This window comes from Parvimonas parva, assembly GCF_045866535.1.
Taxonomy (GTDB): domain Bacteria; phylum Bacillota; class Clostridia; order Tissierellales; family Peptoniphilaceae; genus Parvimonas; species Parvimonas parva.
Genome location: NZ_AP038371.1, coordinates 841,351 through 863,031 on the forward strand (window position 1 = coordinate 841,351; position 21,681 = coordinate 863,031).

At 30.5% G+C, this 21,681-nt stretch carries 19 protein-coding genes and 1 other annotated feature; all 19 genes read right to left on the reverse strand.

The genetic code is table 11. The features are described from left to right. Window positions 1-37: 37 nt before the first annotated feature. Window positions 38-1,303 carry a DUF819 domain-containing protein gene (locus tag ACKTSI_RS04230; RefSeq protein WP_201275708.1) on the reverse strand — a complete coding sequence of 422 codons (1,266 nt, stop codon included), beginning with the start codon at window positions 1,301-1,303 and terminating at the stop codon, window positions 38-40. A gap of 80 nt (window positions 1,304-1,383) precedes the next feature. Continuing rightward, the gene (locus ACKTSI_RS04235) at window positions 1,384-2,133 is read right to left on the reverse strand and encodes a class I SAM-dependent DNA methyltransferase (protein WP_407862570.1); all 750 of its coding nucleotides are present in this window, start codon (window positions 2,131-2,133) and stop codon (window positions 1,384-1,386) included. 1 nt (window position 2,134) lies between these two features. Further along, on the reverse strand, window positions 2,135-2,656 hold the full coding sequence (gene hpt / locus ACKTSI_RS04240) for a hypoxanthine phosphoribosyltransferase (RefSeq protein WP_068472174.1): 522 nt from the start codon (window positions 2,654-2,656) through the stop codon (window positions 2,135-2,137). Next, complete coding sequence (locus ACKTSI_RS04245) at window positions 2,634-2,828, reverse strand: hypothetical protein (protein WP_068472172.1); 195 nt, start codon at window positions 2,826-2,828, stop codon at window positions 2,634-2,636. The genes hpt and ACKTSI_RS04245 overlap by 23 nt, the downstream gene beginning before the upstream one ends. A gap of 8 nt (window positions 2,829-2,836) precedes the next feature. Further along, window positions 2,837-5,464, reverse strand: a complete 2,628-nt coding sequence (locus tag ACKTSI_RS04250) for a valine--tRNA ligase (RefSeq protein ID WP_407862571.1) — start codon at window positions 5,462-5,464, stop codon at window positions 2,837-2,839. Window positions 5,465-5,535: 71 nt separating this feature from the next. Next, window positions 5,536-5,719 (reverse strand) — a binding site (T-box leader). A gap of 90 nt (window positions 5,720-5,809) precedes the next feature. After that, window positions 5,810-6,352: a ClbS/DfsB family four-helix bundle protein gene (locus ACKTSI_RS04255; protein WP_407862572.1), complete on the reverse strand. Its 543-nt coding sequence runs from the start codon at window positions 6,350-6,352 to the stop codon at window positions 5,810-5,812. 500 nt (window positions 6,353-6,852) lie between these two features. Beyond that, complete coding sequence (ahpC, locus tag ACKTSI_RS04260; RefSeq protein WP_201275703.1) at window positions 6,853-7,416, reverse strand: alkyl hydroperoxide reductase subunit C; 564 nt, start codon at window positions 7,414-7,416, stop codon at window positions 6,853-6,855. Between the two features lie 106 nt (window positions 7,417-7,522). Further along, window positions 7,523-8,683: a glycine/sarcosine/betaine reductase complex component C subunit alpha gene (gene grdD / locus ACKTSI_RS04265; protein WP_068472165.1), complete on the reverse strand. Its 1,161-nt coding sequence runs from the start codon at window positions 8,681-8,683 to the stop codon at window positions 7,523-7,525. A gap of 10 nt (window positions 8,684-8,693) precedes the next feature. Then, window positions 8,694-10,235, reverse strand: a complete 1,542-nt coding sequence (gene grdC / locus ACKTSI_RS04270; protein ID WP_068472163.1) for a glycine/sarcosine/betaine reductase complex component C subunit beta — start codon at window positions 10,233-10,235, stop codon at window positions 8,694-8,696. A 130-nt stretch (window positions 10,236-10,365) separates the two neighbouring features. Then, on the reverse strand, window positions 10,366-11,673 hold the full coding sequence (grdB, locus tag ACKTSI_RS04275) for a glycine reductase complex selenoprotein B (protein WP_288867813.1): 1,308 nt from the start codon (window positions 11,671-11,673) through the stop codon (window positions 10,366-10,368). A gap of 49 nt (window positions 11,674-11,722) precedes the next feature. After that, window positions 11,723-12,187, reverse strand: a complete 465-nt coding sequence (grdA, locus tag ACKTSI_RS04280; RefSeq protein WP_269902524.1) for a glycine/sarcosine/betaine reductase complex selenoprotein A — start codon at window positions 12,185-12,187, stop codon at window positions 11,723-11,725. A gap of 73 nt (window positions 12,188-12,260) precedes the next feature. After that, window positions 12,261-13,547 (reverse strand): glycine/sarcosine/betaine reductase component B subunit, encoded by a 1,287-nt coding sequence (locus tag ACKTSI_RS04285; protein ID WP_068472155.1) that lies wholly within the window; start codon window positions 13,545-13,547, stop codon window positions 12,261-12,263. Between the two features lie 52 nt (window positions 13,548-13,599). Further along, window positions 13,600-14,529 (reverse strand): NAD(P)/FAD-dependent oxidoreductase, encoded by a 930-nt coding sequence (locus ACKTSI_RS04290; protein ID WP_288979782.1) that lies wholly within the window; start codon window positions 14,527-14,529, stop codon window positions 13,600-13,602. Window positions 14,530-14,689: 160 nt separating this feature from the next. Further along, window positions 14,690-16,294 (reverse strand): Na/Pi cotransporter family protein, encoded by a 1,605-nt coding sequence (locus ACKTSI_RS04295; protein ID WP_288979784.1) that lies wholly within the window; start codon window positions 16,292-16,294, stop codon window positions 14,690-14,692. A gap of 172 nt (window positions 16,295-16,466) precedes the next feature. Next, complete coding sequence (gene eno, locus ACKTSI_RS04300; protein ID WP_288979786.1) at window positions 16,467-17,756, reverse strand: phosphopyruvate hydratase; 1,290 nt, start codon at window positions 17,754-17,756, stop codon at window positions 16,467-16,469. Window positions 17,757-17,766: 10 nt separating this feature from the next. Then, window positions 17,767-18,516, reverse strand: coding sequence for a triose-phosphate isomerase (gene tpiA / locus ACKTSI_RS04305; protein WP_068472147.1), 750 nt, complete (start codon window positions 18,514-18,516; stop codon window positions 17,767-17,769). Between the two features lie 10 nt (window positions 18,517-18,526). After that, entirely contained in the window at window positions 18,527-19,723 is a 1,197-nt protein-coding gene (locus tag ACKTSI_RS04310) for a phosphoglycerate kinase (RefSeq protein WP_308577029.1), read from the reverse strand. 61 nt (window positions 19,724-19,784) lie between these two features. Next, on the reverse strand, window positions 19,785-20,786 hold the full coding sequence (gene gap / locus ACKTSI_RS04315) for a type I glyceraldehyde-3-phosphate dehydrogenase (RefSeq protein WP_068472143.1): 1,002 nt from the start codon (window positions 20,784-20,786) through the stop codon (window positions 19,785-19,787). 125 nt (window positions 20,787-20,911) lie between these two features. Continuing rightward, the gene (gene map, locus ACKTSI_RS04320; protein ID WP_308577031.1) at window positions 20,912-21,670 is read right to left on the reverse strand and encodes a type I methionyl aminopeptidase; all 759 of its coding nucleotides are present in this window, start codon (window positions 21,668-21,670) and stop codon (window positions 20,912-20,914) included. Between the last annotated feature and the right edge of the window lie 11 nt (window positions 21,671-21,681).

Sequence of the window (21,681 nt, forward strand, 5' to 3'; positions counted from 1 at the left end):
TCTCCATTTTTTTCAAGTTTTATACTACAAATCATAATTAGAATAATTTTAATATATTACCGATAAATACTCCATAGTAGTTACCAATAACATATCCTAAAATACCAACTAACATTGCAGGTACAACTAATTGATTCCAACCTCTTGCGATTGCAAGTGCGGCAGCTGTTGTTGGTCCACCTATGTTAGCATTTGAAGCAATACAAACTTCTTCGATTGAATATCTGAAAATCTTACCAAAAATAAATGAAATAATCATATTTATAACTACGATAATAACGCAGAATACTAATAACCATGGAGCTTTCTTTAAGATAATTTCAATTGATGCAGGTGCCCCAATTGCTCCAAAGAAAATGTGAATTAAGAATGTTCCTATTTCTTCAGCTCCGGAAACTTTAGTTAAAAACTTAGTATAAGTTGCTAAAATAACTGTAATTGTAGTCATTAATAAATATTTACTTCCTAACAAACCAAAGAATAAATCCATAAAGAATTTCATAGCTGTTCCCATTTCTTTAGTATCAGGTTTAAAACTTGAAATATAATTACCTAATTCTGTTGAAATTGCAACGATTACAAATGCAATAGAAATAACTTTGGCAACATCTAATAAAGAAACGTCTTTTTTAGCCCAGAATTGAGCAGCTTTATTTTCACCAGCAGTACCTAATTTTTCCATTTCATCTTCATAAGGGTGAGAATAATGTTTTCTAAAGAATTTCATTGTAGGAATAATTGTTAAACTTACAAAGTAAATTCCCATAAACAAGTTATCAGCTACAACTGCAGAACCTAATAAACCTTTATCATCTAGTGGGAACGCATCTGCCATAGCAGTTAAATTAAGACTTCCTCCAGTATAAGTACCAACCATCATTGCACTTAATTTATAAAGTTCAGGAATAAAATTCCTTAATAAGAAAAATGCAACAAATGCACCAGCGATTGTACCAAGACCACTAAGTAAATAAATTCCTAATACTTTACCAGACTCTTTCCAAACCTTCTTTAAATCGGCTTTGAAAAGCAACATAGGAATAGCAAGTGGAACTACCCAACCCCATACTATATCATATGCCTTTGTGTCTTCTGCCGGAATAATTTTCGCATTTGATAAAACCATTGTAAAAGCTAAAGCTAAAATACAACCTGTAATTTTGCCTGCCCAGCTATAAGTTTGTTCAAGATAAATACTGAACGCTGCTATTGCACATAGAATAGCTAATAATACTAAAGTATTATCGATTTTGATAAGTGACCAATATTTTTGTTTTGCCACTTCTTGAGCGAATAAACTCATAAAAATACCTCCTTAAAAATATATGGAATGCTTTTCACATTCTTCTACATTATATACCTATTTGTTTTATTTGTCAAATCTTACTTTTTAACATTATCTTTCAATTTTAAGACATATAATATTCTATATGAAGTTTTACGTATATCTTTAAAAGTTTCAAAGTCAATAATTTCTAAAATTTCATATCCACATTTTTTAATTAATTCAGATATATCATTTTCCGAGTGTATATATTGTCTTTGCCTTTCTGTTATTCTTTCATAAGTATTTTTTTCATTTTTAACAAAAAAGTCTATTTCAAAATCTATATGTTTTTTGTATAAATAATTTCTCCAAGTATAAAAAACATTATCTTCTTCAACAACAAAAGTATTATCTGCTAAATATTCTTTTAGTTTGTATTCTGAATTTACATCAAACATTAAAATTGAATCTTCAGTCATTTGTTTTTTAGAATTTTGTAAAAACATTTCAATTTCATCTAAAGATTTTATATAATTTAAAACATCAAAAAAGCAACATATCAAATCATATTTTTTATTTGATACAAAAGTTCTAATATCTCCTTTTAAAATATTAACATTTTCATAATCAACCAATTTGTCATAAGCAATAGATAACATATTGTCAGAAATATCGAAACCGTCAACGGAGATTTTTTTTTCTAAAAATTTTTCAGTTAAATTCCCACTACCCATTCCACATTCTAAAATATTTTTCACTTCTACATTATGCTTATCACATATTTGGATAACATTAGAGGCAAGTAGATTGTAATCCACTTGCCTTTTCATAAGTTCATCATAAATATAAGAAAATTTATCGTACATATTAGTCCTCATAAGAAAAAATGTATGGAATATTTCTATACTTATCTCCGTAATTAAGTCCATATCCAACTATAAACCAATCTTCTATTTGATATCCAAAATAATCAGGTACTATATCTACTTCTCTTCTGCAAGGTTTGTCCAACATAACACAAGTTTTAACACTATTCGGTTTTTTAGTCAAAATATATTCCCTAACATTTTTTAAAGTATTTCCTGAATCCATAATATCATCTACAAGAAGGACATCTTTTCCTTCAATATTCTCTCTAATATCTGAAATAATATTAACTGTACCACTTGAAATTTCGGAATTTTCATAAGAAGAAGTTGTTAGAAAATCAACCACAATAGGTCTATCTATCTCTCTAACTAAATCTGCAAGAAATACAAAACTACCTCTTAAAAGTCCAATAGCAACAAGTTCTTTTCCCTCATAGTCTTTTGTAATTTGTTTTCCAAGTTCTTTTACTTTACTTGCAATTTCTTCTCTTGTAAATCTAGTAACCTCTCTTTTGTTCATCAAAATAGTCCTCCTTTGGAATTTTTTTATTATTTTTTTCAAATTCGATTTTTTTCTTTTCAGAGTCTTTAATTTCTTTTAAAATTATTAATATTTTATTTAAAGTGTATTGAATACTAACGAGTATTACAATTAAAAATGTCATAAATATAACATTAAAATCTATATTCATAAAATCACCTAATTATTCTTTATTTTTTCAATACTTGATTTTATTTCATCATATATATTTTGATACTTTTTAAGTTTTTCCTTTTCTTCATTTACAACTTTTTCAGGAGCATTATTTACAAATTTTTCATTTGAAAGTTTAGAAGATGCTCTTTTTATTTCAGATTCATATTTTTGTAAATCAGCAGTTAGTTTTTCCAATTCTTTTTCATAATCTACAAGTCCGTCTAAAGGAATATAAATCTTTTGATTATTACAAATTACAACCATAGAGTTTGCAATTTCTTCATCTTTATCCATTACTATAACTTTAGAACAAGATGCTAAAAATCTATATAAATGTTCCAAAGAATTAGTGTATTCTTTAGTAAGTTCATTACTTGAAACAAAATATAAATCAGATTTCTTTGAAGGTGGAATATTCTTTTCACTTCTCTTATTTCTAATAGCTGTAACTGTTTCAATTAAATTTTCGATTTCTGTTTCTTCTTGTACAAACATACTTTTTTCATCATATACAGGAAAACTTGCATTGATTAATTTTTCATTTACATTAGGCATAAATGAATAAATTTCTTCAGTTATAAATGGCATAAATGGGTGTAATAATTTTAAAATATTACTTAAAACATATACTAAAACTGATTTAGCAACAAGTTTTTTATCAACATTATCTCCATATAATCTAGTCTTAGAAAATTCAATATACCAATCACAGAATTCATTCCATATAAAATCGTAAATTTTAGCTGATGCCAACCCAAATTCAAATTTTTCAAGATTTTCAGTTAGTTCTTTAACAGCTCTATTTAATCTTGTTAAAATCCATTTATCTTCAATTTCTAATTTTTCAAAATCAATACTGTATTCTTCATCATCATTTAGATTCATAAGAACAAATCTTGATGCATTCCAAAGTTTATTAGCAAAATTTCTATTAGCCTCAACTCTCTTTTCGTAGAATCTCATATCATTACCCGGAGTATTACCACCAACCAATGTAAATCTTAAAGCGTCAGCACCATATTTATCAATTATTTCAAGTGGGTCAATTCCATTACCTAAAGACTTGCTCATCTTTCTTCCAAGCTCATCTCTAATCAATCCTGTGAAATACACATTTTCAAATGGAACTTCATCAAGATTATATAAACTTGAGAACACCATTCTAATAACCCAGAAGAATAAAATATCATAACCGGTAACTAAAGTATTTGTTGGGAAGAAATATTTTAAGTCCTCAGTTTCATTAGGCCAACCCAAAGTTGAAAATGGCCATAACGCTGATGAAAACCAAGTATCTAAAGTATCTTCATCTCTAACAAAAGTTTTTCCTTCTTCTTTCGGTTCAGTTCTACTTACAACAACATCTCCACTTTCCTTACAATAATACACAGGAAGTCTATGTCCCCACCACAATTGACGAGAAATACACCAATCTTTGATATTATCTAACCAATTTATATAAACTTTTCCAAATCTCTCAGGAATTATATTTAATTTTCCGTCTAAATATGCTTGTTTAGCTGGCTTTGCCAATTCTTCCATTTTGACAAACCATTGCTTTGAGATAATCGGTTCAATAGTAGTTTTACATCTTTCACAATGCCCAACAGCATGATTATGTGGCTCTATTTTAATTAAATATCCTCGTTCTTCAAGTTCTTTTACAATTTCTTTTCTTGCAAGCTTTCTTTCCATACCGGAAAATTTTCCAAAACCTTGAGCAATCTTTCCGTCATAGTCCATTATAAGTTTTTGTCCTAAATTATGCCTACTACCAACTTCAAAGTCATTAGGGTCATGAGAAGGAGTAATCTTTACACAACCAGTTCCAAATTCCATATCAACATATTCATCTGCAATCAAAGGAATTTCTATATTTAAAATAGGTAAAATTAAAGTCTTACCAACTTTATCCTTATATCTTTCATCATCAGGATGAACTGCAACGGCAAGGTCTCCAAGCATAGTTTCAGGTCTTGTAGTAGCAATAGTTAAATATTCATCACTATCCTTAAAGAAATATTTAATATGATAAAAATGTCCATCTTCATCAACATGTTCAACCTCAGCATCTGAAATGGCAGTTCCACAATTACAACACCAGTTTACAATTCTATCTCCTCTATAAATCAATCCTGCATCATACATTTTTATAAAAACTTCTTCAACAGCCTTTGATAAATTATCATCTAGAGTGAATGCATCTCTTGACCAATCACAAGAAACACCTAAAGTTTTTAATTGGTTCTTAATATTTCCACCATATTTTTCAGTCCAATCCCAAGCCTCTTTTAAGAAACCATCTCTTCCTAATTTTTCTTTGGAATTTCCATCTTTTTTAATTTTTTCAACAACTTTTGCCTCAGTTGAAATAGACGCATGGTCAGTTCCCGGAACCCAAAGTGATTCATATCCACTCATTCTCTTCCAACGAATCAAAATATCTTGAATAGTATTGTTAAGAGCATGTCCTAAATGTAAATTTCCAGTTACATTTGGAGGTGGCATAACAATAGTATATGGTTTTTTATCCGGATTTATTCTTGCAGTAAAATCTTCATCTTTTATCCAATTATCATAAATTTTCTTTTCAAAATCTTTTGGATTATAAGTTTTTTCTAAATTTTTCATAAAACCTCCTAAAAATAATGTAAAAATTAAATATATCTAAGCAATTTAATTATAAAAAAACTTCGTCCAACATATAGGACGAAGTTATCGCGGTACCACCTAATTTTCATAAAAATGACTCTCTAAATTTATAACGAAATTACCCGTTTTTCAAAACTAAAAAGCTACCTTCACAAAAAACAAATTGAATTTTTTCACCAAACAAATTCTCTCTAAAAATTTCTTTTAAGTTACTCCTCTTTTCTACGCCTATATTTAATTTTATACTTACATAAAAATATTAGGTATATTATATCACGAAAACAATTAAATATCAATAAAAAAGATTGCTTTTTCAACTTGAAATTATTTGTTTTTACAAATTTTTATATGAGCTTTTAATTTCTTAATAGCCCAATCATAATGACTTGAAGTTGAACTAATAAAATATGAACCAAGTGTACTTCCACCAACCCATTTATACACGCCTTTATAAAATAACTCTTCATCGGTAAAATTTTCTACTAATTTAATTACTTTCTTATGAGAATTATCTAACATATCCTTTGCATCTTTTAACGAAGTATTTTGATGCTTTTCCCAAAATTCAATATTCATATCTCCATAAGTTTTCCAATTATATGGGGCAGGAATAAATGTTTTTTCTATTCCATTTAAATTAGATTTAACCCAGTCTAAAACAAGTTTATGCCATTCATAAAGATGAATTAAAACATCTCTAAGATTTTTATCTCTTTTCCAATGAGCCTCTTTCTTTTTTTCTTCTTTTGAAAAATCAAAAATCGTATTTAATTCCTCATCAGTTAAATTTGAAATTAATAAATTTAATTTTTCATAATTTGAATTAGCAAGTTCAATTAAATCTTTTTTAACAGTTGGTCTTGGCATTATAATCACTCCTTAAAAATACTATTAAAATAATTATACCATAATAATAATAAATTTAGGGGGATTTAATTATGGAAAATTACACCGATAACATTTGCGGATCTGTATTTTATTTTGTTGTTGCGATAATATTATTTTTAGTTTATCGTTCAAAATTTAAATCAAAAACGATAGAATAACAAAAAATCAAAAGAAAACTTTGCTTTATATTTCTTACTTTTGTGCGTTTTTATGTATATGTTTTTTAGAAATGTATGTTAAAGGCATGAGAGATAAACAACTATTTGAAGAAAAACAACGAAAACAAATAGCTCAACAACAATTAGATGTTTTCGGTTGTGAAAATTCAAAATATATAAACGATAAAGGTAAAGAAATTTTTAAATAAGCAATAAGAGAGCTCTTTTAAGATAAAAGGCTATATTTTCATTAGAAAATGATAATATAGCCTTTTGTTATAAAAAAGACTAGAAATTTCTTTCTAGTCTAAATATCTTTAATTAAATTTTACCAACTAAATCTAATCCTGGAGTTAAAGTGTCATCGCCTGGTTCCCATCTTGCTGGACAAACTTTATCACCATGTTTAGCAACGAATTGAGCTGCTTGAACTTTTCTTAATAATTCTTTAGCATTTCTACCAATTCCGTTAGCATTTACTTCATAAAGAACTATTTCACCTTGAGGATTTATTACGAAAGTTCCCCTTAATGCTTGTCCTTCTCCTTCAATTAAAACACCAAATTGTTCTGATAAAGCTAATGCTCTATCTGAAATCATTGGATATTGGATTTTTCTGATAGTTTCAGATGCATCCCACCATGCTTTGTGAACAAATTCAGAGTCAGTAGATACTGAATAAATTTCACAACCAATTGCTTTAAATTTATCATAGCTTAATGCTAAATCTTCTAATTCAGTTGGACATACAAATGTAAAATCTCCTGGATAGAAGAAGAAAACACTCCATTTACCTTCTAAATCTTTGTCTGTTACAGTTATTAAATCCCCATCATAATATGCAGGAACATTAAATTCTTCAATTTTCTTTCCGATTAAACTCATATTCTTTACCTCCTATATTTGCCTTTCTATTAAGACAATATATTTATACCACTTTTTAAAAAGTCTAAACAAAAAAGAGAGCAAAAGCTCTCTTTAATTTTTTATATTAACCAATATATCCTTCTTTAGCTAAAATTTCTTTAGATTTTTCAAGATTTGCATCGTTAACCATTACAACAGGTCCAGTACAACCCATTCCAGTCTTAGCAAATATATTGTTTTTCCATAAAGCAACCTTAGCATCTTCAAGTTCAAGAATATCAATTCCACCAATAGTAGCAGTAGCTTGTTCTTCAGCAGGACATTTAATTTCTTCTTCCGGTTCAGCTTTTTTAGCTCCAGCAGAAGTGATTTTTTCTAAAATAGCTTTTAATCCAGCTTTATTAGCTTTTTCAAATTCTTTCTTAGAAACTTCTTTAATATTTCCTTTAACTAATTGTCCAGCATAAGTCATAGCATTAGCTATTACAGGGAATCCTGATGCTCTTGATACGATAAGAACTAATCTATCATATCCTTCGCCAATTCCAGGACCATATCCATAACCCATTGCTTCAAATCCACCACCAGTAGTGTATGATGAGAATACTTTCATTAAAAGATTTCCTGTTAAAGTATCATTAACCATAACATCAGGAACACCTTGTAATAAGTCATTTCCTCTCATTAATACTCCACCATCAGCTCTATTTGATTCAGCAAAGTTCATATCATATCCATTTTCTTTTAATTCTTTAAATGCTCTTTCAACAGAAACTGCATTATCAACATTTAAAATACCAACAGTTGGATTTTCAATTCCTAATGCTTTAGCAACGATAACACCATAGATACCGTTTTTAACCATACCTTCTACTCTATGTGCAGAAGAAGTTCCAGTAGTTGTAGCTATAATCATTTCTTTTGCAGCAGCAGGAGTTACAACTCTACCTACAGTAGAAACTCCAATTGGGAAACTGTAATGCATTGTTACACAACCATCAATTTCTCCACTGTCCAAAAGTTGTTCCATTTTCTTATAGCCTTCTTCTTCATTTTCAACAACATATTGTTTTAAAGAAGTATTTACTTCCGGTCCAATTATACAATATTCAACACTCTTATCTCTTGATTGAGCAAGTTCTGCCCCTTTAACAACATTTTCTAGTCCGTGTTCACTGCCTAAAGTTGTAACAGCAATTCTTGGTCTTGATGTAAAAGCACCTGTTTCTAATCCAGTAGCGATTTCTTCGAAGATATTACCAATTACGTTTTTTATATCAGACATGAAATCACCTCTATTCTTCAATTAAAGAAGATGCAAAATTTCTCATTGCTTCAGCAACTAATTTCTTAACTTCTTCCTTAGAAACTCCAGAATTTTCTTCAACTTTACCTGAATTTCTTTCTAAAACAATTGATACACCGTCGAATAAGTTAGTCATTCTTCCTAAGAATAAAGAACCTTTACCAATAATCATAGCTCTATTTAATTCTCCAGAAGTTAAATCTTCACGACAGAATCCTAAGTAAGGAACACCTGAAGGAATATGTCCTTGAGTTGGAGCCCAACCTTCCATACCATGATCTTCAATAAAGCTTGCAATTTCAGCTTTTTCTAATTGTTTTTTCATTACTCCTAATGCACCAATCATCTTGAAGTTTGCATTTGGAACATCTCCAGCTCCAGCTGGTTTAGTAATATCTGGGTTTTGCATTTCAGCTGAATATTTATCAACATCTTTAACTGTTAAATTAGCTTTTTCTAATGGAGCAGTAACTAATGCTGACATTACAGCTTGTGGTGAAGAACCAGTTCCTACTGTATGTCTTCCAACTATATCAGTTCTTAATACTGGGTTAACTCCATCATTTTCAGAAATTAATGCAGCAAATCCACCGATACAATCTTCTAATATTGGTAAGCCTTTCTTTAAGTGGTCTTTACCATTCATACCTAATTTAGCAGTACATCCACCTGCAACTATAACAACATGTTTAAAAGTTCCAGAATGAACATGAGAAGATGCAGCAATTAATGTATGAGTTGGAGCAGCACAGAATCCTCTTAAGTCAGATCCTGAAGCATTGTCAAATCCAGCTAATTCAGCGATAGATTTAGCGAAGTTACCACCACCTCTTTGGTTCATATCTCCACAAGCTTCTTCTGAACATTCAATAACATATTCAACATCATTAGGATTTAAATCATTTTTAGCAACTAAATGTAAAGCAGCTAATAATCCTGATGCTTTAGTAACTAAGTTTTCTAACATAACATGAGCTGATAAGTTAACATCAACATCATGAGCTCTAGTAACAACCCCTACTAATTTATCTTCAAAATATAAACCTTCAGCATGGTTTTCCATATGTCCTTCAAGAACAGATTGTTCAACACCTTCTTTTAATCTAGCAACTAATGCATCACTAATTAATGGGTGTTTTTCTAAATCAGCTTTAACAGATTCAGTAAATTCTTTATTAAGTGAAACTAAATCAAAAGCGTCACAGATTTTCATAAGTCCAATGAATTCATGTTCTGGCATTATTTCACCATATTTACCATCTCTTGGAGCTCCTGATAAATATTTATCAGCATCTGACCATGGTTGTGGTACAGCTTTTAAATCTTCTGGTCTTTTGTTTCCAATGTAAACTTGATTTGGTAAATAATTTAATACTTCTTCATATTTTCTAATATGATTTGGTATTTCCTTTAAATATTCTGAATCAGGATTTAAAGCCTTTTCAGTAGTTTGAGTTGTTCCATTTTGGATTATCATGTCTGGTGCATGAACTAATACGTAAGAAGTTCCTTTTAATACAGGAAAATTCATCTTAATTACCTCCTTTAATATAAAAAACAGATAGCATAGTATGTATTCCATATAAGCCAACTACCCTTATGTAATAGAATACCATTAAATTAAAAAGGTGTCAATACCTGACACCCTTTTTATTTAAAAATTATTCGAATATTGTTTGTCCTTCAACTTCAGTTGCTAAAGCATTTAATGCTTTTTTAACAATTTTCATTCTTAATGCATATTCTTCTTCAGCAGTTAATTTAGGATTTCCTAATGGGTGAGGAATTGCTATAGCAGGAACAATTCTGTTAGCTCCTACTGTCATTGAAATTGGAGTTACAGTACATACGTGTACTACTGGAATTCCAGCTCTTTCAATTTCTTTAACCATCGTTGCTCCGCAACGTGTACAAGTACCTCAAGTAGATGTTAATATAACTGCATCTACACCATCAGCTACTAATTCTTTACTGTATTCTTCAGCAAATGCTTTTGCAGAAGCTACTGCTGTACCATTTCCTACTGTTGTATAGAAATATCTATGAAGACTTCCGATTTCGCCAGCTTTTTCTAATTCTCTTAAAACGTCAACTGGTAAAACTCTGTCTGAATCTTGGTTAGCATAAACTGGGTCATAACCACCGTGAGCTGTTTCCCATTCGCCTTCTTTAAGATCCATAACACCTTCAATGTCATATTTTCCATATTTTGAAGCAGAAGATGATTCAATATGATCTGGGTTGCCATGAGGAACTATACCACCTGAAGTTACTAAAGCAATTTTAGCCTTCTTAATGTCCTTAACAGCTGGATTTGGATCTACTCTGTCAAAGTTTGGCATTGGGAATTCAGTTTCGAATTCTTCACCCTTTAACTTTTTGATCATCATAGTTACAGCTCTCTTACCACCGAAATCTTCTCTAAATATATTTTTTCTAACTCCTCTTTCAATGTATCCTTCTTCAGCCGGAGAACCAATTTCTTCTCCTCTAACAAGTTTCATTGCAAGTGGAACCATTTTGCTTACAGCATCTTTCATACCCGCAGCGCTATTTTTAGTTGAAACTACATATACGCTCTTCTTGAACATATCTGCACCTGGGTTTTCAATATACATACCAGTTAAAGCTGGAATTCCTAATTCGTTTTGAACAGCTTCAGTAATTGTACCAGCAGCAACTCCATAACGTCCAGCATTGAATGCAGGTCCTGCTATGAATAAATCTGGATTGTATTTTTTAACCATTTCTAAAACTTCTGCTTTAGCTTGGTCCATATTTTCACCAAAATAGCTATCTCCACAGATAACTGTAGCAACTATTTCAGCTTCACCCTTAAAACCAGCGTTTAATGCTAAACCAGGTCCAATTTTTTCTTCTCTAACTTCTGGTTTGTAATCTGCTTTTTCTTCTCCACCGATACCAGCAAAGAATTGGTTTATATAGTGAACTACTCTTAATTTTTCCACACTAATCACCTCTCTATCATATATTTATATATGATTTTATCTTAATTAATTATAATGAGTTTCTAATTTCACTTACAGCTTCAATGATAGCATCACAGTCAAGAACCATTTCCATCATACCAATTTGGTCATCGTAAACTGATTCATCAACTTCTGCTTTAAATTCAGGTTCAACTGCGTGATAAACTTTAAGTCCTAACTGAACTCCTGCTAATGGACCTGCATAAGTAGGGTCTCCTGTTGTAACAGTTTCACCAGCTAATGCTGCTGATTCTGCTTCAGATGCTCCTAAAAGAACTACACAGTTTTCTACTCCGTATTTTTCTGCTAATTCTTTTACCCTTCTTTGATTTTCTAAGTCCATTGCTCCTGCTGCAGTTCAGACAAAACATTCAGTTGCTGAAAATACTATTTCTGCAGGAGTTGTAGCGACACATTCTTCCATAGCTGGTCCTGGTATACCATCTCTATCGCCGATTATGATTACTTTTGTGTTTTCTGTAAAAAGTGCCATATCGCTTACACTTCCTTTCTTTAATTTTTATTTTCGTTTTATTTTATATAATATTCCGTTTGATTAATAAATTCTAATAGCCAGTAGCTGATAATCTATTAAATCCTAATTCGTTAGTTGCTCCAGTGATTGCTTGTAATTCAACCATAATTGAACCATCTTCTCTTAATGATCCGTCGAATCCACCTGCAATAATGTCAACATAATCTAAAGTTCCAATAACTTTATCCATCTTAGGTAATACGATAGTTTCGTTAGCATTACCACCAGTTACTACTGCATTTGCAGCAACGTCAGCATCTGCTAAAGATTGGCTCGCACCGTCTCTACCAGCATATTCATCAGTGATGATAACTGTTTTAACGCCTTTACCTTCGATTTTCTTACAGTTCATTATTAAGTCTGTATCTGGGTTACCGAATCCTTCTTGTGATACGATAGCTCCGTCAAGATTTAAGAATTCACATAATTTAGCAGTCCAGTTTGATGATCTTTCTTTATCTGCTAAGTATACATTTTCGTTAGTGATAATAACACCAACAAAGTTGATTTCTTTTCCGTGTTGTTCGTACATTGCTCTAACAACTGGGTTGTTTAAGTGATGGTAAGTTGTATTCTTATCACAAGAAGATACACAGTTACCACTTAAGATAGCTCCGTCCATTAATTCAGTTGGATATAATAGTGTTGGAACTATTTGTTTAGCATCTACACCATATACATATGTATCATGTAATAATCCTTGAGATTGTAACATTTGTACATAAGCTACTTTTGGTAAATGTTTTAATTCTTCAGCTTGTTCGAATAATGGTTTAGTTTCGAATACTTCTACTTCATCTGGTTCAACTTCTTTACCAGCTAATCCTAAATAAGTAGCAGCTTTTAAGCCAGCCATTCTAACAGCCTTTTCATAAGCATGAGTTGCAACTCCTTCAGCTGGTTCCACGATTAAAACTATGTTATTAGTTTTTGAGAATGGAGTATATTCAGCTCCTGGTCCTTGCATATCAACAATACCTTCTTGGAAACCTACTATTTTACCAACTGTCATTACTGCAGCTCCCTTAAGAACATGAGTTCTTCCTGAACCAACTACATCAACTTTTGAAATCATTCCAGGGAATACTCCACCTTGTCCATTAACCTTTACTCTTGGTTCTACAACATCCTTAATTGGAGTAATTCTTACACTTTCACCTGGTTTTGCAAGATCTACGTCTACTGATTTTAAGTGTTCATCATCCATTAAATGAGCGATTAATTCTTCTTTATTAATGTATAAAACACCTTTGTCAACTTTTGTTTCTGAACAAAATTGAACATCGTTAATTAAGATTTTTCCTAATTCTAGACGCATATACTCACCTCCTTAAAATTTATATATTTAATCCTTTCAGAATTAAATTCAATTAATTTAAACTTTCAACATATTTTCCAGCATTAACAGCAGCAATCGCACCGTCATTAACAGCTGTAACAACTTGTCTTAGTTCTTTTACTCTAACATCTCCAGCAACAAATACACCTTCAACATTAGTTTTCATAGATCCATCTGAAACAACATAATTTCTATTTGTTTCAATCTTTCCTTCAAAGATACTACTTTCCGGAACATATCCTATAAAGATAAATACTCCAAATATCATATCTCCTTCTCTTGGAACAATTTTAGTTTTTTCTCCAGTTTTATTATTTACTATATTCATAGCACCTAATATTCCTGCTCCTTCAAAACTTTCAACTTCGACATTCCACATAATATTTAAGTTTTCACATTTAAATGCCTTTTCTTCTATTGATTTAGCAACTGATAACTTATCTTTTCTAACTAATAGTGTTACACTTCTACCAAATTTAGTAAGATACATAGCCTCTTCAACTGCAGCCTCTCCAGAACCTACAACATAAATATCCAAACCTTGGAAAAATGGTGCATCACAAGTGGCACAATAAGCTATTCCTTTACCTGTAAATTCCTTTTCTCCCGGAACGTCTAATAATCTTGGATTTGATCCTGTAGCTATAATAACTGATTTTCCTTCATAAGTATTATTTTCTCCAACAACTACTTTTGTAGCATTTGAAAAATCTACATCAACAACAGTATCCGTAATAAATTCCGCACCAAATGATTTTGCTTGTTTAACCATTCTTTCTATTAATGCAGGACCAGTTGGAACATCTTCTGCTCCAGGATAGTTTGCTATTTCATCAGTCTTAGCAATCAATCCACCCGGTGTTCCTTTTTCAATTATTATAGTTTTCATACTTGATCTTGCAGCATATATCCCTGCACTTATACCGGCAGGGCCAGCTCCAATTATTATACAATCGTACATAATTTACCTCCAATTACAATATTAGAATAATAAACTGTACCAAATCATTAACCGTTTATTATTATATCTTAAGTTTACCCAATTGTAAAGTCTTTTTTGATAAATTCCTAATAAAACTTTTTTATAACTTTAAGTATTTGTATATTAAATTAACAATGTTTTACAATTCCTTTCCCAATGTGTAATTTGCAATGTTTACGCTATGGTCAGCAATTCTTTCAAAATTAGAAATAATATCTAAGAATTTAACTCCGGCATTTGTTTCACAAATTCCTCTGTTAATTCTATCCATGTGATTTCTTCTATATGTTTCTTCTAAAATGTCAACTTCCTCTTCAATGCTAATACAATTCTTGGCCAAATCCAAGTCATTATTTTTATATGCATTAGTTGTATCTCTAACAATTTTTATAATATCTGATGAAATTTTTTCGTATTCATCAAAAGCTGTCTTACTAAAAACAGAGTTTTCATCCTTTATTTCTTGAATTAACTCAATTATATTTTCACAATGGTCTCCTATTCTTTCATAATCATTTATAGAATACATCATTACAAAGACCTTATGTTTTTCTTCATCAGATAAATTTTTATCAGCTAAAGGAACTAAATAATCAATTATTTCTTTTTCCAAACCGTTAATCATTTTTTCTCTTTCAAATACAAATGATATATTTTTACTACTCTTTGTTTTGAATGCTTCTATTGTCTTTTCAAGAGATTCAATTACTACCTCACCCATTCTGATAACCTCTTTTTGAGCTTGAATAATAGCTATACTTGGAGTTTCCAAAATTCTCTTATCTAAATGTTCAGAATAACGTTCTTCAAGATTATCTTCTCCTTTAATAACCGCTTGAGAAATTTTTACTAAGAAATTAGCAAATGGTAACTGAACAAAAACATTAATTACATTAAATAATGTATGAGCATTCGCAATTTGTCTTTGAACATTTCCCGGAGATATGTACTCTACCAAATATTGAACAGGTACTCTCAATATAGTCATAAATAATATAGTACCAATTAAGTTAAATAAGAAATGTATAAACGCAGCTCTCTTTGCATTTTTACTTGCACCTATACTTGAAATCATAGCTGTTGTAGTTGTTCCTATATTATCACCAAACAAAATACCAAATGCTTGATTTATATTAATTGCACCTTGCACTCCAAGCGCCTCTAACAAACCTATTGAGGCTGATGATGATTGTAAAATAGTTGTTAAGAAAATACCGGCTAAAACTCCTACAAAAGGATTATTTAATTTTATAAGTATATCTTTAAACCATTGTTCTTTAGATAATGGTGCTAAACCATTACTCATAATGGACATACCTAAAAATAAAATACCAAAACCGATTAAAATTTCAGCAATATCTTTCTTCCTATCATTTTTAGCTCTCATCCATAAAAAAACTCCGACTGATATAACCAATGGAGCATATTTTGAAATATCAAACGCAATAATCTGAGCTGTAACAGTAGTACCAACATTAGCTCCTATTATTATTCCAACTGATTGTGCTAAAGTCATAAATCCGGCATTTACAAAACCGATAGCCATTACAGTAGTAGCTGAACTTGATTGGATAATCATAGTAACAAATATACCTACTAAAACTGCATAGATTCTATTTTTAGTTATTGCAGCGATTATTCCTTTTAATTTTTCTCCACAAGACTTTTGAAGTCCTGCCCCCATTAGATTCATTCCGTATAAAAACAAACCTAATCCACCTAAAACCGAAATAATGATTGACATAATGCCTCCAAAATCATTCAAAAATAATTAAAAGATTAGCCCATATATTCATATAAGCCATACACTATTATTATATCATATTTTAAATAAAATGTTTAATTAATTTAAAATAATTTTTATAATATTTTTGCTCACACGAAAAATGGGCTAACAAAAATTTAATTTTTTATTTTTATTTTTTGTCTATATTGTAGAATGCTGATAATCCTAAAAATTTTGAATCTTCACATAATCTATCTTCTATTCTTAGTAATTGATTGTATTTACAAATTCTATCTGTTCTTGATGCAGAACCAGTTTTGATTTGTCCGGCATTTACTGCAACTGCTAAATCGGCAATAGTTGTATCTTCTGTTTCTCCTGATCTATGTGAAATTACACAAGTATATCCATGAGTTTTAGCAAGTTCTATCGCATCTAAAGTTTCTGTAATTGTTCCAATTTGGTTTAGTTTTATCAAAATTGAATTAGCAATACCCTTTTCAATTCCCATAGCTAATCTTGAATAGTTAGTAACAAATAAATCATCTCCAACTAATTGAACTTTATTTCCGATTTTTTCAGTTATAAGTTTCCAACCGTCCCAATCATCTTCTGCCAATCCATCTTCAATAGAAATAATTGGATATTTTTCTACTAATTCACAATAATAATTTACTAATTCTTCTGAAGAATATACTTTTCCTTCACCTTTGAAATTATATTTTCCGTTTTCATACATTTCACTTGATGCAACATCTAGCGCTAAGAAAATATCTTTTCCAGCTACATAACCAGCTTTTTCAATCGCCTCCATAATTGTTTGTAACGCCTCTTCGTTAGAGTTCAAATTAGGTGCAAAACCACCTTCATCTCCAACTGCAGTATTATATCCCTTTGATTTTAAAACAGCCTTTAAATTATGGAAAACTTCTGTTCCCATTCTAAGAGCCTCTTTAAATGAACACGCTCCTGCAGGCATAACCATAAATTCTTGAATATCTACATTGTTATCTGCATGTTCTCCACCATTTAAAATATTCATCATAGGAACAGGTAAAGTTTTTGCATTCACTCCTCCTATATACTCATAAAGTGGTGTGCATGATTCTATTGACGCAGTTCTAGCAACAGCCATTGAAACCCCTAAAATAGCATTAGCTCCTAATTTAGATTTATTTTCTGTTCCGTCTAATTGAATTAATGCTTTATCAATACCAACTTGGTCAAAAACATCAAATCCGATTAATGCCTCAGAAATAATTTCATTAACATTATTAACAGCAGTTAAAGTTCCTTTTCCTAGATATCTACTCTTATCTCCATCTCTAAGTTCAACAGCCTCATGAATACCAGTTGATGCTCCTGATGGAACAATAGCACTACCCATTGTACCTTCTTCAGTTGTAACTTCAACTTCAACAGTAGGATTTCCCCTTGAATCTAAAACTTCTCTTGCATAAATATCAACTATTAAGCTCATAACATTCTCCTTATAAATTATAATTTACTAAAGCACAAAAACTTGTACTTTCTAAACAAGCTCCACCAACCAAAGCTCCATCTACATTTTCTTTTCCCATCAATTCTTTTATATTATTCGGTTTAACACTTCCACCATATTGAATTCTTACTTTTTGAGATAAATCACCATAAATATCATTTAGTATATTTCTTATGAATTTAATCATATCTTCAGCATCATCAGAAGATGCAGTAAGACCAGTTCCAATTGCCCAAATAGGCTCATAGGCAATAATAACTTTTTCAATATCATTTTTGTCAATTTCCTCTAAAGCACTTCTTATTTGTTTTTCAACGATTTCTTTTTCAACTTTAGAATTTCTTTCTTCAAGTGTTTCTCCACAACATAATATAGGAATCAAATCATTTTGTAATGCAGATTTAACTTTTTTATTTATCATTTCATCAGTTTCTTTAAAAATAGTTCTTCTTTCTGAGTGTCCTAATATGACATAAGAAACCCCACAACTTTTTAACATCATTGGAGAAATTTCTCCGGTAAATGCACCACTATTTTCAAAATACATATTTTGAACACCAAGTCCTATATCAGTTTCTTCTAAAAGTTTTTTTACTTCAGTAACATATACAAAAGGAACACATACAACTTTTTCTACATTAATATCCAAATTTTCTGATGAAATATTTTTAATTAAAAGTTTAGCATCATCTAAACTCTTATTCATTTTCCAATTTCCAATAATAACAGGTTTTCTCATATTACCTCCATTATTTATTATCTATAGCATCAATTCCAGGTAAAATTTTTCCTTCTAAAAATTCTAAAGATGCACCTCCACCAGTTGAAATATGAGTTATTTTATCTTTATAACCTGATTTTTCAGCTGCAGATGCACTATCTCCACCACCTATGATACTTATAGCATCAGTTTCTGCAATTGCTTTTGCCATTGCAAATGTACCTTTTGCAAAGTTTGACATTTCAAAAACTCCCATAGGTCCATTCCAAACAACAGTTTTAGCATTTGCTATTTCAGTTTCAAACAATTTAACAGTTTCTTCTCCAATATCAAGTCCCATATAATCTTTTGGAATTGAATTCACATTAACAGTTTTAAATTCAGAATCATTAGAGAACTCTTTACTTATAACTACATCAACAGGTAACAACATCTTAACATTTTTAGATTTAGCTTTTTCCAATAATTCCTTAGCTAAATCAATTTTATCTTCTTCCAATAAACTTTTACCTACTGAATATCCTTGAGATTTCAAGAAAGTAAATGCCATTCCACCACCGATTATAATAGTATCAACTTTTTCTATTAAATTTTCAATTACAGTAATCTTATCAGAAACTTTTGCTCCACCTAAAATTGCAACAAAAGGTCTTTCAGGATTAGAAAGAGCTTTTCCCATAATAGAAATCTCTTTTTCAACTAAAAATCCAACTGCTGATGGTAAAAATTTACAAAGACCTGCGTTTGAACAATGTGCTCTATGACTTGTTCCAAAAGCATCATTAATATATACTTCTCCAAGTTCTGCTAATTCTTTAGAAAATTCATCAATATTCTTAGTTTCTTCAGCTCTAAATCTTGTATTTTCTAATAAAACAACTTCTCCATCTTTTAGATTTAAAACTTCATTTTTAACATTTTCATCTACAACTATATCGCTTTGTAAAAATTTAACTTCTTTATTTAAAAGAGTTGACAATTCTTTAGCAACAGGTTCTAAAGAAAATTCTTTTTTAGCCTCTCCCTTTGGTCTGCCTAAGTGAGATAATAAAATTACTTTTGCATTGTTTTCAATTAAATACTTTATTGTAGGTAAAGCTGCTACAATCCTAGCATTATCTGTAATTTTTCCCATTTCAGTTTTTGACATGGGAACATTAAAATCAACTCTTACAATAACTCTTTTTGAGCTAACATCTAAATCAGTAATAACTTTTTTATTCATAATTACTCCTTACTATACAATATGAGGTGAAAATCTTCACCTCATATCATCTATTTGCATACTATTTTGAAAGATTAACTAAATATTGGAAAGTACGGATTAAATTTGCAGTATATGACATTTCATTATCATACCAAGCAACTGTTTTAACTAATTGTTTTCCATCAACTTCAACAATTCTAGTTTGAGTAGCATCAAATAAAGAACCATATTTAATTCCAATTACATCTGTTGAAACAATTGGGTCTTCAGTATATCCGAAAGATTCACTTGATGCCTCTTTCATCGCATTATTAATTTCTTCAACTGTAACATTCTTTTCTAAAACTGTTACTAATTCTGTTAATGAGCCGGTAGCAACCGGAACTCTTTGAGCAGAACCATCTAATTTCCCTTTTAATTCAGGAATAACAAGACCGATAGCTTTAGCAGCTCCTGTTGTATTTGGAACAATATTTATAGCAGCTGATCTAGCTCTTCTCATATCACCTTTTCTATGTGGTGCATCTAAAGTGTTTTGATCTCCTGTATAAGCGTGAATAGTAGTCATTATACCTTGAACAATACCAAATTTATCTTGTAAAACTTTAGCCATTGGAGCTAAACAGTTAGTAGTACAAGAAGCACCTGATAAAATTTGTTCAGAACCGTCTAGTATATCATGGTTTACTCCATAAACGACAGTTTTCATATCTCCTTTTCCCGGCGCAGAAATAATAACTCTCTTAGCTCCAGCATCTATATGAAATTGTGCTTTTTCTTTTGCTACAAAGAAACCAGTACATTCTAATACAACATCTATATCTAATTCTTTCCAAGGCAAATTTTTAGGGTCTGCATCAGAAAATACTTTAACTTCTCTTCCGTCGATTACAAAGCTACCTTCATTTACGATAACTTCCTTTTCAAATCTTCCTTGAGTTGAATCATATTTTAACAAATGAGCTAACATATTTGCATCTGTTAAGTCATTTATAGCAACTACTTCAACTCCTTCTAAATCATGCATTAATCTAAATGCCAATCTACCTATTCTTCCGAATCCATTAATCGCAACTCTCATCTTGATTCCTCCTTAAATTTTTATAAAAGAATTTTTTTAAAATAGATTAATTAAATAATAAAAAATTATTAAAAAAATCACATACCTAGATTATACTTCAATGTTAGTTAAAAATCAACCTATTTTTATTCATATAATGATTGGTCTGTTAAAATCAAAGGACCATCTTTTGTAATTACAAATGTATGTTCGTATTGACATGAAAGTCCCCCATCTATTGTTCTTGCAGTCCAACCGTCATCATCAATAGTACATCTCCAATCTCCTGTATTTATCATAGGTTCAACAGTTATTACCATACCTTCAACAAGTCTAACACCTCTTGTTGCAGTAATATAATGTGGAACTTGTGGGTCTTCATGCATTTCAACACCAATCCCATGACCACAAAAATCTCTAACTATTGAATAGCCTTTTGGCTCAACAAAATTTTGAATCGCCTTTCCAATATCAACAATTCTGTTTCCAATAACCGCTGCCTCTATTCCCTTATACATAGCCTCTTTTGTTACTTCCATAAGATTTTTAACTTCATCTGAAACTTCACCTACTGCATAACTCCAAGCACTATCTGATAAATATCCATCTAAATCTACAACCATATCAACTGTAATTAAATCTCCGGATTTTAATTTTTGTTTACTCGGAAAGCCATGGCAAATTACATCATTTACAGAAGTACAAGTTGCATAAGGATATCCATGATATCCTATTTGCTTAGGTGTAGCTCCATGCTTTAACATAAAGTCATGACAAAATTTATTTACTTCTAAAGTAGTAACTCCGGGTTTTATAAAATCTCTCAATCCTATATGAATTTTTGATAAAATCTCTGCAGATTTTTTCATTCCTTCAATTTCTTTTTTACTTTTTATAGTTATCATATTATCCCCTC

What these genes read in the sequence shown, in the direction of transcription:
- hpt (WP_068472174.1), bottom strand. Translation starts at nt 2,656, where the DNA reads ATGAACAAAAGAGAGGTTACTAGATTTACAAGAGAAGAAATTGCAAGT.
- tpiA (WP_068472147.1), bottom strand. Translation starts at nt 18,516, where the DNA reads ATGAGAAAACCTGTTATTATTGGAAATTGGAAAATGAATAAGAGTTTA.
- grdC (WP_068472163.1), bottom strand. Translation starts at nt 10,235, where the DNA reads ATGAATTTTCCTGTATTAAAAGGAACTTCTTACGTATTAGTTCATGCA.
- ACKTSI_RS04255 (WP_407862572.1), bottom strand. Translation starts at nt 6,352, where the DNA reads ATGCCAAGACCAACTGTTAAAAAAGATTTAATTGAACTTGCTAATTCA.
- ACKTSI_RS04250 (WP_407862571.1), bottom strand. Translation starts at nt 5,464, where the DNA reads ATGAAAAATTTAGAAAAAACTTATAATCCAAAAGATTTTGAAAAGAAA.
- eno (WP_288979786.1), bottom strand. Translation starts at nt 17,756, where the DNA reads ATGAGCTTAATAGTTGATATTTATGCAAGAGAAGTTTTAGATTCAAGG.
- grdD (WP_068472165.1), bottom strand. Translation starts at nt 8,683, where the DNA reads ATGTCTGATATAAAAAACGTAATTGGTAATATCTTCGAAGAAATCGCT.
- ACKTSI_RS04230 (WP_201275708.1), bottom strand. Translation starts at nt 1,303, where the DNA reads ATGAGTTTATTCGCTCAAGAAGTGGCAAAACAAAAATATTGGTCACTT.
- ACKTSI_RS04235 (WP_407862570.1), bottom strand. Translation starts at nt 2,133, where the DNA reads ATGTACGATAAATTTTCTTATATTTATGATGAACTTATGAAAAGGCAA.
- ACKTSI_RS04295 (WP_288979784.1), bottom strand. Translation starts at nt 16,294, where the DNA reads ATGTCAATCATTATTTCGGTTTTAGGTGGATTAGGTTTGTTTTTATAC.
- gap (WP_068472143.1), bottom strand. Translation starts at nt 20,786, where the DNA reads ATGAGAGTTGCGATTAATGGATTCGGAAGAATAGGTAGATTGGCATTT.
- map (WP_308577031.1), bottom strand. Translation starts at nt 21,670, where the DNA reads ATGATAACTATAAAAAGTAAAAAAGAAATTGAAGGAATGAAAAAATCT.
- ACKTSI_RS04310 (WP_308577029.1), bottom strand. Translation starts at nt 19,723, where the DNA reads ATGAATAAAAAAGTTATTACTGATTTAGATGTTAGCTCAAAAAGAGTT.
- ACKTSI_RS04290 (WP_288979782.1), bottom strand. Translation starts at nt 14,529, where the DNA reads ATGTACGATTGTATAATAATTGGAGCTGGCCCTGCCGGTATAAGTGCA.
- ACKTSI_RS04285 (WP_068472155.1), bottom strand. Translation starts at nt 13,547, where the DNA reads ATGCGTCTAGAATTAGGAAAAATCTTAATTAACGATGTTCAATTTTGT.
- ACKTSI_RS04245 (WP_068472172.1), bottom strand. Translation starts at nt 2,828, where the DNA reads ATGAATATAGATTTTAATGTTATATTTATGACATTTTTAATTGTAATA.
- ahpC (WP_201275703.1), bottom strand. Translation starts at nt 7,416, where the DNA reads ATGAGTTTAATCGGAAAGAAAATTGAAGAATTTAATGTTCCTGCATAT.